This window comes from Mucilaginibacter sp. AK015, from assembly GCF_014200785.1.
Taxonomy (GTDB): Bacteria; Bacteroidota; Bacteroidia; order Sphingobacteriales; family Sphingobacteriaceae; genus Mucilaginibacter.
Window position 1 is genome coordinate 14,462 of record NZ_JACHCV010000001.1, and the last position, 15,756, is coordinate 30,217.

General features: G+C 44.3%; 16 protein-coding genes. 4 read left to right on the forward strand and 12 right to left on the reverse strand.

Annotation, left to right across the window (positions count from 1 at the left end):
* Nucleotides 1-2 precede the first annotated feature (2 nt).
* Nucleotides 3-1,484 carry a glutamate synthase subunit beta gene (locus HDC91_RS00060; protein ID WP_162432868.1) on the forward strand — a complete coding sequence of 494 codons (1,482 nt, stop codon included), beginning with the start codon at nt 3-5 and terminating at the stop codon, nt 1,482-1,484.
* Between the two features lie 217 nt (nt 1,485-1,701).
* On the opposite strand, the gene HDC91_RS00065 is transcribed toward HDC91_RS00060, so the two are convergent.
* The 4 genes from HDC91_RS00065 to HDC91_RS00080 all read right to left on the reverse strand — a co-directional run bounded on the left by HDC91_RS00065 (nt 1,702) and on the right by HDC91_RS00080 (nt 7,723).
* Complete coding sequence (locus HDC91_RS00065; RefSeq protein WP_183547182.1) at nt 1,702-2,364, reverse strand: YdeI family protein; 663 nt, start codon at nt 2,362-2,364, stop codon at nt 1,702-1,704.
* Nucleotides 2,364-5,891, reverse strand: coding sequence for a TraB/GumN family protein (locus tag HDC91_RS00070; RefSeq protein ID WP_183547185.1), 3,528 nt, complete (start codon nt 5,889-5,891; stop codon nt 2,364-2,366). Before HDC91_RS00070 ends, HDC91_RS00065 begins: the two co-directional genes overlap by 1 nt.
* 50 nt (nt 5,892-5,941) lie before the next feature.
* A complete protein-coding gene (locus HDC91_RS00075) occupies nt 5,942-6,472 on the reverse strand; it encodes an RNA methyltransferase (RefSeq protein ID WP_183547187.1) in 531 nt (176 codons plus the stop codon).
* 78 nt (nt 6,473-6,550) lie between these two features.
* Nucleotides 6,551-7,723: a galactokinase gene (locus tag HDC91_RS00080; protein ID WP_183547189.1), complete on the reverse strand. Its 1,173-nt coding sequence runs from the start codon at nt 7,721-7,723 to the stop codon at nt 6,551-6,553.
* Between the two features lie 147 nt (nt 7,724-7,870).
* On the opposite strand from HDC91_RS00080, the gene HDC91_RS00085 reads away from it, so the two are divergent.
* A complete protein-coding gene (locus HDC91_RS00085) occupies nt 7,871-8,164 on the forward strand; it encodes a YciI family protein (RefSeq protein WP_183547191.1) in 294 nt (97 codons plus the stop codon).
* Nucleotides 8,165-8,296: 132 nt separating this feature from the next.
* Here the strand turns inward: HDC91_RS00085 and HDC91_RS00090 are convergent, their stop codons facing one another.
* From HDC91_RS00090 to HDC91_RS00105, 4 genes are all read right to left on the reverse strand, one after another.
* Nucleotides 8,297-8,686: a hypothetical protein gene (locus tag HDC91_RS00090; RefSeq protein ID WP_183547193.1), complete on the reverse strand. Its 390-nt coding sequence runs from the start codon at nt 8,684-8,686 to the stop codon at nt 8,297-8,299.
* Nucleotides 8,687-8,758: 72 nt separating this feature from the next.
* Entirely contained in the window at nt 8,759-9,625 is an 867-nt protein-coding gene (locus HDC91_RS00095) for an aldo/keto reductase (protein WP_183547196.1), read from the reverse strand.
* Between the two features lie 124 nt (nt 9,626-9,749).
* Nucleotides 9,750-10,154: a DUF1761 domain-containing protein gene (locus HDC91_RS00100; RefSeq protein WP_183547199.1), complete on the reverse strand. Its 405-nt coding sequence runs from the start codon at nt 10,152-10,154 to the stop codon at nt 9,750-9,752.
* Nucleotides 10,155-10,221: 67 nt separating this feature from the next.
* A complete protein-coding gene (locus tag HDC91_RS00105; RefSeq protein WP_183547202.1) occupies nt 10,222-12,942 on the reverse strand; it encodes a carboxypeptidase regulatory-like domain-containing protein in 2,721 nt (906 codons plus the stop codon).
* 174 nt (nt 12,943-13,116) lie between these two features.
* Here HDC91_RS00105 and HDC91_RS00110 point away from each other — a divergent pair, with 174 nt between their 5' ends.
* Nucleotides 13,117-13,587 (forward strand): CYTH domain-containing protein, encoded by a 471-nt coding sequence (locus HDC91_RS00110; protein ID WP_183547205.1) that lies wholly within the window; start codon nt 13,117-13,119, stop codon nt 13,585-13,587.
* Between the two features lie 75 nt (nt 13,588-13,662).
* On the opposite strand, the gene HDC91_RS00115 is transcribed toward HDC91_RS00110, so the two are convergent.
* Both HDC91_RS00115 and HDC91_RS00120 read right to left on the reverse strand, forming a co-directional pair.
* The gene (locus HDC91_RS00115; protein ID WP_162432857.1) at nt 13,663-13,869 is read right to left on the reverse strand and encodes a hypothetical protein; all 207 of its coding nucleotides are present in this window, start codon (nt 13,867-13,869) and stop codon (nt 13,663-13,665) included.
* Between the two features lie 147 nt (nt 13,870-14,016).
* Nucleotides 14,017-14,571, reverse strand: a complete 555-nt coding sequence (locus HDC91_RS00120; protein WP_183547207.1) for a GNAT family N-acetyltransferase — start codon at nt 14,569-14,571, stop codon at nt 14,017-14,019.
* 97 nt (nt 14,572-14,668) lie between these two features.
* On the opposite strand from HDC91_RS00120, the gene HDC91_RS00125 reads away from it, so the two are divergent.
* Nucleotides 14,669-15,178 carry a hypothetical protein gene (locus tag HDC91_RS00125; protein ID WP_183547210.1) on the forward strand — a complete coding sequence of 170 codons (510 nt, stop codon included), beginning with the start codon at nt 14,669-14,671 and terminating at the stop codon, nt 15,176-15,178.
* A gap of 77 nt (nt 15,179-15,255) precedes the next feature.
* Here the strand turns inward: HDC91_RS00125 and HDC91_RS00130 are convergent, their stop codons facing one another.
* Nucleotides 15,256-15,432, reverse strand: a complete 177-nt coding sequence (locus HDC91_RS00130) for a hypothetical protein (RefSeq protein ID WP_162432854.1) — start codon at nt 15,430-15,432, stop codon at nt 15,256-15,258.
* 55 nt (nt 15,433-15,487) lie between these two features.
* On the reverse strand, nt 15,488-15,715 hold the full coding sequence (locus HDC91_RS00135; RefSeq protein ID WP_162432853.1) for a hypothetical protein: 228 nt from the start codon (nt 15,713-15,715) through the stop codon (nt 15,488-15,490).
* Nucleotides 15,716-15,756: the final 41 nt, after the last annotated feature.

Sequence of the window (15,756 nt, forward strand, 5' to 3'; positions counted from 1 at the left end):
GTATGGGAAAAGTTACAGGATTTCAGGAATTTACGAGGGAACTTCCCGCTAAAGCACCTGTTGCCGAAAGGATAAAAAACTATAACGAGTTTGTTGGTTTGTATTCTGACGAAAAGCTAAACCAGCAATCGGCTCGGTGCATGAACTGCGGTATTCCATTTTGCCACTCGGGTTGCCCGCTTGGTAATGTGATACCAGAGTTTAACGACGCGGTTTACCGTAAAAATTGGGACGAAGCCTACCAGATTCTTTCGTCTACAAATAACTTCCCCGAGTTTACCGGCCGTATTTGCCCTGCTCCATGCGAGTCGGCATGTGTGTTAGGCATCAACAAGCCGCCTGTTGCTATCGAGGAAATTGAGAAACATATCATTGAAGTAGCCTATTCAAAAAACATGGTTAAACCGGTTGCCCCGCTGATCAAATCGGGCAAAAAGGTGGCTGTGATAGGTTCAGGCCCTGCGGGGCTGGCTGCGGCCGCGCAATTGAGCAAAGCAGGCCATAGCGTTACCGTTTTCGAACGCGACGACCGCCCCGGCGGCCTGCTGCGGTACGGCATCCCCGATTTTAAGCTGGAAAAATGGGTGATTGATCGCCGCATCCAGATCATGGAAGAAGATGGTATAGAATTTAGATGTAACGCCGAAGTGGGTAAGAATGTAGCTGCCGATGAGGTGGTGCGTAACCACGACGCGGTGGTGCTGGCCGGTGGATCAACTATCCCGCGTAATTTACCTATACCGGGCCGCGAGCTTAAGGGCATTTACTTTGCTATGGACTTTTTGAAACAGCAAAACAAACGCGTTAGCAGCATTGCTGTTGAGGGCGAAGATATATTAGCTACAGATAAAGATGTGGTAGTAATAGGCGGTGGCGACACCGGCAGCGACTGTGTAGGCACATCAAACCGCCAGGGCGCACGGTCTGTAAAGCAGTTTGAGGTAATGGTGCAGCCGCCTGAGCAGCGCACGCCGCATATGCCGTGGCCGACTTACCCAATGGTGCTGAAGACCACCAGCTCGCACGAGGAAGGTGTTGAGCGTTTTTGGGGTATCAACACTAAAGAGTTTATTGGCGACGAGAACGGCGAGCTTAAAGCCCTTAAAGTGACTGATGTTAGCTGGGAGATAGATGTAATGGGCAGGCCCATTAAATTTAACGAGGTGGAAGGCAGCGAGCGCGAGATACCTTGCCAGCGTGTTTTCCTGGCTATGGGTTTTGTAAACCCACAGTTTGAAGGCACCTTAGAGCAGTTGGGCGTTGAGCTTGACGAGCGCAGGAACGTGAAGGCCAAAGAAGGCATTTACCGCACCAACGTAAGCAAAGTGTTTGCAGCAGGCGATATGCGCCGCGGCCAGTCGCTTGTGGTTTGGGCCATATCCGAAGGCCGTGAGACCGCCCGCAAGGTCGATGAGTTTTTAATGGGACACTCTAACCTGGAAAGCAAAGACGCCGTTAACCAATTTGAACAAGTGTTTTATTAGTTTTAGTTAATCAGTTATAGACCGAACCCTTGTCAGTTAATTCTGCAAGGGTTTTTTTATGGGAGAAAAAGTTCCGTTTGTATATGTATCTATGCTCTTGGAAATTGGCGGTATACCGATGAATCACTTAAAAATTCTTGAAAAAATTAAAGTTTTTTAAGGGTTTTTCGGGCGGATATCTATCGCTTTCTGGTTTATATCGATTTGTAAAGACACCCTATTTATCGGACGGATTTTTCTTGCCGGCCAATAACATTTCAACCATTTTCGATATGCGGTTGGCCCGGGTTTGTTCCTGTTTTGCACTCAATATCCAAACCACGTATTCCTTACGGTGCGACCAGGCCAGCTTTTCGTAGGCAGCCATGGCTGCGGGCTCGGCGGCCAGTGCTTGCTGCAGGTAGGGAGGCAGGGTTATCTGTTTTTTATCCGGGTCGATATAAGCGGAATATTCATTTTGTTTCGCGATAGACTCTTTGCTGCTGTCGGAGTGTTTTACCAGGTGTTCGGGACGGAAGCGCAAGGTGGTCCATACGTTATTGATCGCCGCGGACGCCACCGGTCTTAGTCCGTAAGGCTTAGTAACCTCCCATCCGCTCATCATCTCCAGATCTGTATCAATACCCGAGTTTTTTTTTGGATAGATGACCCACAAAACCGTTTCGTTTGTTAAAAGCGGTTTTAACAGCGCCATCGTCGCCGCTAATTCGGTGCTGTTTTTTACAAAGGCCTGTATGCCGTTGAAAGTACCCGCCGGATCGAAAGATAATTGTACATCATCCGGCAGTGGCTCAAGGGCGGCCAGGTAATCCTCGGGGGCATTCATTATCAGCCAGCGCTGACCTGCCTTTATAAGCAGTTTTTTAGCAAGGGGACTCATCAGTTAATTGTGTTGTTTTTAAGTAACTCTGCATTTTGCTTTTTTAATTCAGGGATCATTTTTTTTGCTTGCAATTGCCAGTTCGCCTTCTTTTCTTCCCAATCGCTATAGGCATGGTAACCGCTAAAATCTAATTTAGTGGTGCCCGGCTTATAAGGCCCGCAAATTGCAATACGCTGCTGCTTTTGTGTATCGTATTCCGTATCAAACTTAAACACATAATACGTACTGCCTTTTTCTGTTAAAGTGCCCACAAGAGATACATGCTCAATATTGCCTTCATCCTGATCTGTTAGATACTTATAAAGCGATGCTTCCGCAAATGCTACCGGTCTGCGATATTTTTGCGGTGCTTTAGCAAGTTGGCCGCTTTTATTTAACGCTTCTAAAACATCGTAGCGCAACGCTAAGCTATCTAACAATTTATTAATTATCAACTGGTTGGTAGGTAAGTGGTTTGCGAAGCGGGCAAGCACAGCCTCGCTTTTAAAACCCGAGTAGGTATCGCGCTTTATTAACCTGTTTGTAAAGTTTTCAGTTAATGGTTCATTCTTTATTTTGGTCATCAACTGCAGGTAGTTATATATAGGATAGCCCCATTTATTTTGTGTGGTATCATTGATCAGGTAATTTTCCAGGTCGTCGTTTGCGTAAGCCGTAAGCTCCTTAAAATGGCTTTTTATCAACGCCGTGTACTTGTTTTGAGATAACATTGAAATGGTAACGGATAATATTGGGCTACGATAATGCGGATATTTTAATAAAGGTATTATCCGGCTATAATTTGCAGCTGTATATTCCAGCGAATCGTACATCGAACTAAACATCATGTAAGCATTATCAGTTTTTATATCCCCGATATTGCTTATTAAGTTAAAATACGTTTCAAGTCCTTTACCCTTATCTATATTGGCAATTACATTAAGTATGGCCACCTTGGTTTTAGTATCTGTACCAGCTGCATTAAATACCCCAACTAACTTATTTACCGAGCTTTCGTCTTTTACTTTTGCAATCGCCCGTATCAGTTTTGGTTTTGTAGCATTTTCAGCGGTATCGTTACCATAACTTTTATTTAGTGCGCTATACAGATATGGAAGTTCGGTTTTGTCGAACTGGTAGTAGGAGAGTGCGCCTAAAGCGTAATTAAAAGTGGTAGTATCTTTGCTTAAAAGATCTGTTGTAATTATTGGGGCTTTTGATGCGCTTAAATCGATTGATGGTGTTGGCGATGTTTTTACTAAGGAGTTGTAAATCATATTGGCGCCGTTGCTGAACAGATCTTCGTCGGCAGTATGGCTTACCAGATAAAATACATTACCGTTATCAATCAGAACCCGGCTTCGGGCTTTTGATTGTGTTGTTTTATTTTGAGTGATATACTCCCGGCCGCGCATGCCATTAACATAAATAGTATCGTTTTTTAGTAAGGTGTCGGTATACGATACGATGTCGTTTTGCACTAGCTTAAATAAGCTATCGATGTTCTGAGCCCTGTAATACTTGTTGATATTGGCATGTTCAAAGCCGAACACCCCTCCGGTTGCAGGGTTTGTAGAAAAAACGGTTTTTGTGGTATGTAAATATGATGTATAAGTTTTGGAGGAATCTGCAGAGACCTTGGATTTTTCGAATACACCTGCCCTGTAGTTATCATTTATAACAAAGGGTGATAAAGTTGATGCCTGGTAGGGTTCAAATTTAAATGTTTTAAAAAAGTCTACCCCGTCGTTTATAACGCCACCCTGCAGATTTTGTTTAAGCAACATGTATGACCGGTTTCCGCGCAAAAATAACTGGGCTTTACAAGTATAACCCTGTATCTCGAAAGTTATCTCGCGCCCCTCATAGCCATCTTTAAATATGGTTGTAACTTTCACGATTTTCACCCCTTTACGTTTGATTTCTTTTGCTATAGCCTCTAAACCTGCTTTTTTATCACCCAGGTACATCCCTGCGGGATAGTCGTTATACCTTACCAGGTAATTAATTAGTTTAACGCTATCGGTAGCTACATACATGTGCAAATCAAATTTAGCTTTCGGATCTTGCGGGCTTGGTATTTGCTGCTTTACAATAATTGGTTTCATGGGTAAAGCAATGCTAAACGCTGCTGTATCATTTTTATAATTTATCCAATTTTTATTAGCGATAACGGCTGGTTCAAAACTTTTAAACGAATTAAAAAACCGGTTTGCATAGGGCTGACTTATGCCGGGAAGATCATTACCCGCATAGATACAGTACAGGTAGTTATTGGCCATTAAAAATCTGTAACGCATGGTAGACCGTTTGTTGCGCTTTACCACTAACTCTGTTGTTTTTAACCCATTAACATAAATTATTTTATTGCTTAAAATTTTACCATCCTTGCTTTTTAAATTGTTGATTATTCTTTTCATAGCTGCATCGGCAGCTCCGGCTCTTGAACTTGCCCCTGTTAGTGTAGCGTATGTGCCAAAAAACATATCGTTGGCCATATCTGAATATATTACCGCCTCAACATTGTCACTTATCGGGGTTTTTACAGGGTCAAAGGGGAAATCTATCGAATAACCTTGTTGCTGATCTGTATAGGTTACCCATTTAAGTTTTGTATAGTCGGTATTAAATTTAGCGGCTACATTTGTAAAATTAGCGGTAACAGGCGTTACAGTATAGCCCTCGTTCTTTAACAGCTCAATAAGTCCGTTCTCACCGGGCAGGTGGGCAACACCAACCGCTGAAAATATGGGCTGGGTAGCCATATGCATTATGATGCTTTTGGCCATTACTTTGTTTCGGCCTATCAATACAGAATCTGCCAGTTTCTCATCGCCTAAATAATCATAAATCTGTTTAAGAACGCCGGTACTGTAAATAGTTATCATCTGTTCGGTTTCTTCCAGGTCTTCCTCCTCATCCGATTCCAGCATCTCCTGCAGCCTGCTTTTTATTTCACTGCTGTCGCTATAACTTTTTAGTTGGTCGGTGGTGTTTTCTAAGCCGTAAATGTTTTTATTAAGGCCCCTGGCTACGCCATATAGATAAGCGTCCACAAACGTTTTTTTATCATCCGGCTTGTCTTTAACGGGCCGCATCATTGATTCTGCTTGTATAGGGTTAATATCGCCTAACGGATAACCATTCTTTGTTTCAAAACGTTTTGATAGTTCGTCGTACTCGCCTTTACTTAGCAATTTGCGCAGGCTGTTGCTGTCGTTGCTGTGCAGCGTAGCAAACATTTGTTTGATAAGGGTATCGGGATGTACTTCAAGCGCGAAAGAAGGACAACTTTGAATAGCGAGCATAACCGAGTCGCTAAAGTTAAAAACGCGTTTATCCTTAACGTGCATAGTGCCAAAAATATAGGATGGCCGGCTTAGCCCTTTACCGCTTATTTTCCAAAGTAGCGTATACGAGGGTTTTTGTTGCTGCGCGTAGGCGCCCAACACCGTAATGGATAATGATATGATTAACGGGAGTTTTTTTGCAGATAAAAAAAAGGCAGTAATACGTTGTAGTTTAGATAAGTTAGGTTTAGTCATTGATTTTTATAAGGGATAGTCTTGATAAAAATATGACAAATAATCGGGAATTATGTGGTCATCTTCGCAAAAAAGTCCCACAGCACGATGCCCGCCGATACCACGATGTTAAACGAGTGCTTGGTACCAAACTGAGGTATCTCAATGCAGGCATCGATGTGCCGCATCACCTCATCGCTCACGCCGTTAACTTCGTTGCCGAATATCAGCGCGTACTTTTCGTTGGGTGCGGGGGTAAAGGTGTTCAGCATCGCACTGTTTTCGGCTTGCTCAATGGCTATTATCTTGTAGCCATTAGCGCGTAACCGTTCAACAGCCTGCATGGGGGTTTCAAAGTAGGCCCAGTTTACCGATTGTGTTGCGCCCAGGGCAGTTTTCTCTATTTCGCGGTGCGGGGGCTGGGCGGTTATACCGCAAAGGCAAACCTGCTCTACCGCGAAGCCATCAGCAGTGCGGAATATAGAACCAATATTGTGCATGCTGCGTACATTATCAAGCACTACGGCTACCGGCAGCTTATCCTGCGCCTTAAATTCATCAATAGTGGCACGGTTCAGTTCGTCAAGCTTTAGTTTGCGCATTTTGTGGGCGTATGAGTTTTTAGTAGCAAATAAGCAGCAAATATAACAATGGTATCATCATCCGCTGCCCGGCCCTCACTATTTGCTGCCTACTACCTCATTCAGTATACCTACGCCATCGCCTATTAAAGACGCATAAACAGATGGCGCGTAGCCTACCTTATCGCTGTAATAAGCGGTTACCTCTTCGCTGAACTTATCAAAAGCATCCCTCTTGACCAACGCTATGGCGCAGCCGCCGAAGCCTGCCCCCGTCATGCGCGCGCCTGCAACATCCGGGTTTGTTTTACAGTAGTCTACAACCGTGTCCAGCTCAAGGCCGCTCACTTCATAAAGATCGCGCAGCGACTGGTGCGAGGCATACATCAGGCGGCCAAACTCGGCCAGGTTATTATTGCTAAGGGCTTTCGCGGCAAGCTTAACCCGGTCGTTTTCTTCTACTACGTGTTTGGCGCGGCCCTGCACAACCAAGTCGGTTATCAGGTGCTTATGTTTGTCGAAAGTGTCAGCATCTATATCACACAGGTAATTGATATCCAGCTGCTGCTTTAGGGCGGCAAGGGCGGTTTGGCACTCCTGCACGCGTTCGTTATATTTTGATTCGGCCAGCTTGCGGGGTTTGTTGGTATTGATAATGGCCAGCAGGTAGTCGCCCAGGTTACTGTCAACCGCCTGGTAATCCAGCGTGTCGCAGTTCAGCATCAGTGCCTTATTCTTTTCGCCAAACGCTACGGCAAACTGGTCCATAATGCCGCAGTTTACCCCAATAAATTTGTTCTCGACGGATTGCGATAGCTTTACCAGGTCGAGCCTGCTGTAATCTGCCGTGAACACATCGTTTAACGCAAAAGCGGTCACCACTTCGATAGATGCCGACGAGGACAAGCCTGAACCAATAGGGATATCGCCATAAAACAGCATATCAAGCCCCTGAAGTTCCTTGCCATCTTTTAAAAAATGAGCGATTACGCCAACGGGGTAGTTATACCAAACCTCGCCGGTTTTTTGATGCTCGCCGTATAGGGGCACCTCGGCCTGCTCAGCAAAGTTGAGGCTTTTAAACCTGAAAATATTATCTGTATTGGGCGATACGAGTAAGTACGAACCAAAGGTGATGGCACATGGCATAACCAGGCCGCCGTTATAGTCGATATGCTCGCCTATAAGGTTTACCCTTCCGGGCGAAAAATAAGTTTCAGTAGCTTCTTTACCGTATTGCTTAATAAATTCCTTTTTCAGATCGGTTGTCATAAATGGTTTTGTAATTGGAAAACAAATATTGTAAAATATACAGTTATTCCTGTAACCGCGCATTATTTTTTTTTACAACCATAATTTGCATGCTAAACAGAACTTGCTGATAATTGTTAATCATCAAACAAATAACCCTCCGAAAGCATGAACCAGTATCTTGTAACCGCTTATGATTATACCGACGAAGGTGCCCTTGAGCGCCGTATGAGTGTACGCCCGCACCACCTTGATGCGGCCAAAACTTTAAAAGAGAATGGCAACTATGTGTTGGGCGGCGCAATTTTAAATGATAAGGGAGAAATGGCAGGATCGGTAATGGTGCTGCAGTTTGACACCGAAGAAGAACTTGCGGCATGGCAGCAAAGCGAGCCTTATATCACCCAAAAAATTTGGGAAACAGTAGATATTAAACCGTTTAAAGTAGCAAACGTGCGTTAGGTGAAAAGTGGAAAGTCAAAAGTGAAAAGTCAAAAGTGAAAAGTAGAAAGTTAAAAGTAGCTTACTATTAGCCTGACTTCGGCGGGAGCACGAACACAGGATTTACTTGATTTTTTACTTTCAACTTTTAATTTATCGCTTCCCCGCATATTCCCATTGGCCTGCGGCGTTCCTGTTGTACCGCACGGTGTGGTTTTCTCCTTCGGCCTTAAAGCTAAATTCAAAAGTAAGCTGATTGGGGTCATCCGGAAGGAACTGTTCAATAATGCTATCGGCCATAAGCCTTATGGTGTCTTGTTTCGGCTGCTGGTCCTTTTTAGCCTGCAGGGTGGCTTTATAATCTGCAAAGGTGGCAAATGCAGGCTGATCGCCGTTAAGCTCGCGGGCGGCGTTAAACGCGGCTTCTTCGGCTTGCAGCCGGTATTCGTCCATGGCCTGTGATAACCCGTCGGCAGTTATTTCGGGCATGCCATCGGCGCCTTGTGTATAATAGCTATTCAGTATTTCTTCTTTACTTTTCATTTGCTGTAAAAGTACAAAAGCAAAAAAGATGCAGGTTACCCGGCATCTTTTTTTTAATATTTGATGATCTGTTTATCCAACCGGTGGCGATATGCTATCCAGTTCGTTCATATCTTCCGCGTCGAGCGCTACATTGGCTGTTTTCATATTCTCTTCCAAATGCGCTACGCTTGATGTGCCGGGTATCAGTAATATGTTTTTGGAATGGTTTAATAGCCAGCTTAAAGCAACCTGGTGAACGGTTGCGCCGTGTTTTTCTGCCACCTGCTGCAGCTTTTCCTGGGCCGAAACATTGCCCGCGTTAAGCGGGAACCAGGGGATGAACGCTATGTCGTTATCCTCGCAATAATTTAACACACCTTCCCATTTACGGTTATCTACGCTGTACATATTTTGTACCGATACCACTTCAAAGTAATCCTGCGCTTTTTTGATATCGTCTATATCCACCTCGGAGAGGCCGATATGGCGTACCTTGCCATCGGCTTGCGCTTGTTTTAAAAACTCAAAGGTTTGTTCGGCTGGTACATTGGGGTCTATGCGGTGAAGTTGGTACAGGTCTATCTGATCAAGCTTCAAGCGTTTCAGGCTGCCTTCTAAAGCTTCTTTTAAATGCGCCGGACTGGAATTTATGGGCCATTGGTCGGGCCCGGTGCGCAGTAAGCCTCCCTTGGTACCTATTACCAGATCCGGCGGATAAGGGTACAGTGCTTCGGCTATCAACTCTTCAGAAATATGCGGGCCATAGCTATCGGCGGTATCAATAAAGTTTACGCCCAGTTCTATCGCACGCTTTAAAACACGTATAGCTTCGTCTTTATCTTTTGGCGGACCCCAAATGCCCTTGCCGGTGATACGCATGGCGCCGTAACCTATGCGGTTAACGGGCAGGTCGCCGCCAATGCTGAATGTTTTTGGGTATGTTGCTGCGTTGTTCATATATAATGTATAAAATGATTTAACGCTAACCGGGCTTTATTGTTCGGTAAGATGATTCATGCAAATGTCATATCACCCAATTAAGCGGTAATTAAGTTTCAACAAATATGATAATTACGCGCCTTTATCGCCAGATACCAATGATGGCACCCATGATGGTTAGCGACACCACGCTGTAGCCACCGTTAATAAAGATATAACGCCAGCTTTTCAACTCGAACAGGCTATGTATGGCAATGGCGCCGAATGTCCACACCCCAGCCAGAAAACCAGCCGTAGCGCCCCACGACACATCGGTTTTTGGAGCCGCCAGAAAGGCTGCAAGATTGGCCGCCATGATCAGCGAAAACAGCAGCGTAAAGCCGAATATTTTTGCCTTGTTACCTTTTTGCACCTGTTGGGTAGTAAGGTTGCTATCCGTCATCCAGGCGTTGCCAAATACAGGCGGGGCATACCAGATGCCGCCAACTATAAACCCCGAAAGGGCGGCCACTATAACGGCCGGCCAGTTAATTAATGATGTATCCATACGTTTAGGTTTTATTGTACCTAAATGTAAAAATTAGAATACAAATATACAAGCCTAAGCGCCTGTGTTACTTCACCGTATAGCGAAACACCTGCCTTCCCAGGTTACCGTCCGCATCTATACCTTCAATAGTGGCGCGGTAGGTTCCTTTTCCGTCTGAATTAAAATAATCGAACGAAGCGACACCCGTTTTATCAGTTTTTATGTTAGGGCTCCAGAAAATGGTGCTGCGCAGGTCGCCCCCCAAAGCGCCGCCCTGTTTTAAAGCGTCGTATTTTGGCGAGTAAAACTCGCGCGCTACGGTGTACCCCTGGGCGTTAAAGGTAAGCAGGTTGCCTTTTGGCAGCATTTCCTGTAACTGGGCAAATGTTATTTTGGTTGTCTGTATTTTACGGGTAATAATGGATAGGATACCATCCGACTGGTAGTTTTGATTAATGTTACTTAGTCCGTCGTTTTTAAAAACCTCTATCGTCTCTACATCAGTGCCCGATAAGCTGCTCAGGTAACTGTAATCAACCGGTTTGCCGTTCACAAAAACCTGTATGGGCAGGCGGTTGTTATTAGACAGGTTTTTTGTAAAAAACAGGTTGTTATCATCTACGCTAACACCCAGCAACATTGACGGAAGGCATTGATACAGGTTGGTGCAACCTTTAAACCGCTCGCCGGTAATGGTTTGGTCGGCTATTACGGGCAAAGCCGATAAGGTGCCGTAATCACTATGGCTGGCCTTTTTAACCAGCGATGTAGATTTGATGACAACCTCTTTAAGAATGTGCAGGTTATCGTACTGGCGTTTGCTGTTTAGCAGCAGCGTTTTTAACGAGCTGTCGATATTGGGCACCTCATCCAAAGCGTTTATGTTTTTTGTAGCGGGCTGATAGCTGTCGCCGTTTACGCCTATCATTAAAGCCTTGCTGTTTACGTTGTTTCGCGCGCTGATCACTACCTGCGATGAATCAGGGAAGTTGAGCCCCGAAAACTTAAAATTACCCGTCATATCCGTTACGGTTTGCGTATATATTTTTTTCGACGGTATCTGCAGGGTTAAATTGCCTTTAGCTATTGGCATACCCGTATTGTTGCGTAGTATACCACTAATTTCAAGGCCATGCTGCTCGGGGTATAAATATATCTGCGGATACCTGGCGGTTAAAATGTTGCGGTAAGATATGCGGCGGTAACCTTGCGTAAGCATCAAAATATCCAGGTTGGCATCGGCGTTAACATCCCTACTTATGAAGTAATAATTAGGCTTTTCGATATACCCCTTAATGTCTGAAGTAAGCAGCAGGTTTGTCATGATGGTTGTTTCGGCGTTCTCGTCATAAGGCACCTTAGATTCATCGATAACAGATACCGAGAATTCGCCGGCAACCGGCAGCGCGTTGTTTTTTGCCGACACCGCGAACTTAACCTTCTGCCTTGTTGTAAAAGTCTTGCGGTCGGGGGTAAGTGTAAGGGTAAGCATATCGGCAGCGCGCTTAATAAAAACGATCCGCTCACTTAGGGCTATACCGCGTTCGCTAAAAAGGGTTAACTGTATAACACCCGCAGGGAATTTGCTTTTGGGGATGCTGGCGCTATAACTTTGTTCCTGCAGCGTAGTTTGCGCTGCAAAATATATAATACCTGCGTTTTGGGCAATAATATAAAAGGCCCTGCCTTGGTTAGCCTTAAAATAAGGATCGTTTGCCGATAGCTTTACGTTGATGTTCTCAGGGTCGTTATTGTACACTGCCAGGGTAATGCCCGCGGGTTTTACCCGTGGCATATCGTAGGTTGTTTTAATGCCATCGGCAAAAGTGATGTTGGCTTTATAAGTTTTGCCATCCTCCGGCATCATGGCAAACACACCCATCCCCAGGTGCTGCGACTCCAGGTTAGCCACTACCGCACCTGTATTATCGGTAACGGTGCCTTTAATATCCATACCAAGCCCGTTGGTGTTTACGGCTTTAAAAGCCACTTTAGAGCGTATGCCCATGGTAAGTTCGCCACCTTCCGGAAAAAACTGTACATCGCGCTCGGCAATGGCGTTGGTTAGGGGGAATTTGTTTAACGATTCTTTATGGTTACCCAGGTCAATAGAGGTGGTTAAGGTGGCATTTTTTAAGGACGTGGCGGAGTTTTCGTTTAAAACTACACTAAGCACACCGTTTTGATCGGTAGTGCCTTTGCCTTTGCTTAGCTCATCGCCGGTTGCATTGGTTATGCTCCAGTTCACTTTTTTGCCTGCCAGCACTTCGCCGGGTTGTTTGTAAGTTATTGCCGCGCTTACCTTAGGCTGGCCGGGTGTGGTGTTAAAAGTAATATCGGTGTTAACGGCGCCTTGTATGGCGTTGCCTATGGTTACATTTTTATTGTAAAAATAATCAGCATCAAAATTGCGCATCCAGGCGGTGTATGCCCTTAAATGGTAGTTGCCCTGCTTAAAGCTCCCCGGATCGAGTATGATATTGCCGTGGGCAACACCGTTTACAACCGGCAGTTCAAGAAATCGTACCATCGAATCGGGGCTGGCAATATCTACATAAACAATATTGCTTAGCGTAGTAGGCAGGTGTTTATCAATGGTTACATAGGCCTTAAACCAGATGGTGTCGCCGGCGCTGTAGTAAGGTTTATCTAAATGCAGGTAAACTTTTTCTACAGGGAAGCTAAGCGCGTATTTAGCGGTTTTGGCAATAATGGTATTTAAGCTAACAGTGTCCCTTTGAGCAAATGCCGGGGCAGCTAAACAAGATATAAGGGCTATAACCAACGCGAATTTTTTCAGGCTCATAAGATAATTAAGTAGGGTGGCTAATATAAACATTTAGCCTTACCGCATGTTGAAAGGCTGTGGTTTTAACATATCGTTAACTTGTACCGCGTGCAAAACCACTTTTAAATGTACCCAATAAACGATTTTTTAAAAATAGTATTTTGTAAATTACATGCTACAAAACAAAAGTAAATGCCAACCGAAATAGAAAGAAAGTTTTTATTTGATCACGAAAAATGGGCAGCAGTTGCCAAACCCGCCGGTAAAGATTACAAACAAGGTTATATTTTAAGCGAGGAAAAACGTACCGTTAGGATACGCGTTACCGGCGATGCCGCTTTCCTTACACTTAAAGGCCCGTCTGCCGGCATAACCCGCAGCGAGTATGAATACCAGATACCGGTAGCCGAGGGGGCCGAAATACTGGCCAGCTTTGCCGTGTCGGGCATTCAAAAAACAAGATATAATGTGGAAGTTGCCGGGCATACCTGGGAAGTAGATGTTTTCGCCGGAGAAAACAACGGGCTAATTGTTGCCGAGATAGAGTTACAGCACGAAGATGAGACCTTTGAAAAGCCCGACTGGATAGGGCGGGAGGTTAGCACCGATACACGTTACACCAACGCCGCCCTTTCGGTTTATCCTTATAATACATGGAAGTAAGATAAACACGCCAAACAAAAAAGACCCGCCCCAAAAAAAGGCAGGTCTTTTTTGTTTGTTCGGTATTAATATTTTTTACCAGCCAGAACCTTTTTTTGCATTACCATTTTTAATATGCTCTTCTGCGGTAGCTTTGCCCATGATGGCAGCCATTTTGTTACCATCTGCATCTTTGCCTGTTGCAATGTACCTTCCAGATTTAATGTCGATAACCGGATCGATCATTGGAACATTTTTAGTTTTTGTTTTTACTGAATACGCGGTGATTCCTGAAGCTGCCATGTTAATTTTTTTTAGTTTTTAATTGTAACTCGATTAATTAAGTATTGTTTTATTACCTGTTAGTTAGTTTTGGCCCTAATAGGTAATATTTTGTAATAATGAAGGCAATATATGTATTTATACTTAACTAACAAATTATCCATAAGGTCATTTTTTTGCACATATTAACGAATAAACGGCCGAATCGAGAAATTTACCATCGGAATAGAGGTTCTCTTTAAAGTATCCCTCGCGCACAAAACCTGTTTTTTCGAGCACTTTTATGGAAGCCAGGTTAGCCGGGCTGGTGTTCGCTTCTATCGAGTGCAGCTTTATTACCTTAAACCCGTACTGTATCACCGCGGTCAGCGCTTCAGTCATTAGTCCTTTGCGATGGTATAACGGCGAAAGTATATATCCAATTTCGGCACGGTAATTCTCCGGCTGTATTTGCCAGTAGCATATTGTACCTATCAGGCTATCTGACCCGCGCAGGGTTATAGCCCACAGGATGGATTGGTTTTTCATCTGTGCCTCGTTTACCGCTTTAATCCAGCCTTCAACTTCGGATACAGATGCGGGGCGGGGTATACCCGTATATCTTCTAACTTCTTCAGTACTTCGCAGCTGAAAAAGATCTTCGGCATCGGCGGGTGTAACAGCCCTTAATTTAAGCCGATCTGTTAATAACGCGGGAGAGGGGTGCAGGTTTAATGTAAGCATGTTTATGTTTTTAAATATAGGTGTAAAACGGCTAATAAATAAGGCGCCGAACTTTTTATGTATTTGTACGTTTATCTTTCAACCAAAACTATTCAACATGAAACCATACACCGTAATTGGCCTATGCGCGCTGGCACTTGCATCGTGCACGGGCAGTGGAAATAAAAATGCCGATACTACTGCAGCGATATCAAAAGATACTACGCAGGCGGGCCAACTGGACGCACCGGCCCAAAATATGGAATACTGCTTTTTACGCACCGAGGGTACAAGCAACCAGGATACTACTGCTGTTCATTTATCAACGAAAGGTGAAAAGGTTACCGGCGAGATGCAATGGATACCGAAAGAAAAAGATGCACGTAAAGGAATGCTGAACGGCACTATATCAGGTAACGAAATAAAAGCCGTATGGACTTTTATGCAGGAAGGTATGAAAGATTCAATTGCGGTTGATTTTGAACTATCGGCCCAGCAACTGTTACAAAAACCCTTTAAGGTAACTGCCGACGGACGGCAGGTGACAGACGAAGCTGCGGCCTATTCAATAACCTATCAGATCGACAATTGTGCTAAGTTTAAATCTGCCGCAAAACCGGCATTATAAAGATTATATAGTAATAGTACTACGTGCCTCGCTAAGATTTAGCGGGGCATTTTTTTTAACTAAGGCTGTGCAGATTATTAATCGGCTGTTCCGATATCTGCCTTTGGAGCCGATGATGGTGTAGCAACGCTTATTGCGGAACTATCCGTGTTTACTTGGGTGCTTTCGGTTTTGTTATCGGCTTTGGTAGTAAGCGAAAATGCGGTAACTGCTGAGGTTAATACTAATGCTGCTGCTATAATTATTTTTTTCATGATCGTTATCTAATAGATGGTGTTGCGTGTTTGTTAATTGCTGTGTGTTTGCCAATTAGTCGGCCGTACCTACGTCTTTTTTGTTATCTGCCGTACCCACATCTTTTTTGTTATCCGCAGTGCCTACGTCCTTTTTGTTGTCGGCAGTGCCTACGTCTTTTTTGTTGTCAGCGGTGCCCACATCTTTTTTGTTCGAGAAAGTAGCGTGATTAACCGGTAAAGTTGCTGCTGACAATGCGCCTGTGCTTAATACTAATGCTGCTGCTATAATTAATTTTTTCATGATTGCTGTTTAATGGAGTTTTATATGTTGTTAATTGGTAA

What these genes read in the sequence shown, in the direction of transcription:
- HDC91_RS00060 (WP_162432868.1), top strand. Translation starts at nt 3, where the DNA reads ATGGGAAAAGTTACAGGATTTCAGGAATTTACGAGGGAACTTCCCGCT.
- HDC91_RS00065 (WP_183547182.1), bottom strand. Translation starts at nt 2,364, where the DNA reads ATGAGTCCCCTTGCTAAAAAACTGCTTATAAAGGCAGGTCAGCGCTGG.
- HDC91_RS00070 (WP_183547185.1), bottom strand. Translation starts at nt 5,891, where the DNA reads ATGACTAAACCTAACTTATCTAAACTACAACGTATTACTGCCTTTTTT.
- HDC91_RS00075 (WP_183547187.1), bottom strand. Translation starts at nt 6,472, where the DNA reads ATGCGCAAACTAAAGCTTGACGAACTGAACCGTGCCACTATTGATGAA.
- HDC91_RS00080 (WP_183547189.1), bottom strand. Translation starts at nt 7,723, where the DNA reads ATGACAACCGATCTGAAAAAGGAATTTATTAAGCAATACGGTAAAGAA.
- HDC91_RS00085 (WP_183547191.1), top strand. Translation starts at nt 7,871, where the DNA reads ATGAACCAGTATCTTGTAACCGCTTATGATTATACCGACGAAGGTGCC.
- HDC91_RS00090 (WP_183547193.1), bottom strand. Translation starts at nt 8,686, where the DNA reads ATGAAAAGTAAAGAAGAAATACTGAATAGCTATTATACACAAGGCGCC.
- HDC91_RS00095 (WP_183547196.1), bottom strand. Translation starts at nt 9,625, where the DNA reads ATGAACAACGCAGCAACATACCCAAAAACATTCAGCATTGGCGGCGAC.
- HDC91_RS00100 (WP_183547199.1), bottom strand. Translation starts at nt 10,154, where the DNA reads ATGGATACATCATTAATTAACTGGCCGGCCGTTATAGTGGCCGCCCTT.
- HDC91_RS00105 (WP_183547202.1), bottom strand. Translation starts at nt 12,942, where the DNA reads ATGAGCCTGAAAAAATTCGCGTTGGTTATAGCCCTTATATCTTGTTTA.
- HDC91_RS00110 (WP_183547205.1), top strand. Translation starts at nt 13,117, where the DNA reads ATGCCAACCGAAATAGAAAGAAAGTTTTTATTTGATCACGAAAAATGG.
- HDC91_RS00115 (WP_162432857.1), bottom strand. Translation starts at nt 13,869, where the DNA reads ATGGCAGCTTCAGGAATCACCGCGTATTCAGTAAAAACAAAAACTAAA.
- HDC91_RS00120 (WP_183547207.1), bottom strand. Translation starts at nt 14,571, where the DNA reads ATGCTTACATTAAACCTGCACCCCTCTCCCGCGTTATTAACAGATCGG.
- HDC91_RS00125 (WP_183547210.1), top strand. Translation starts at nt 14,669, where the DNA reads ATGAAACCATACACCGTAATTGGCCTATGCGCGCTGGCACTTGCATCG.
- HDC91_RS00130 (WP_162432854.1), bottom strand. Translation starts at nt 15,432, where the DNA reads ATGAAAAAAATAATTATAGCAGCAGCATTAGTATTAACCTCAGCAGTT.
- HDC91_RS00135 (WP_162432853.1), bottom strand. Translation starts at nt 15,715, where the DNA reads ATGAAAAAATTAATTATAGCAGCAGCATTAGTATTAAGCACAGGCGCA.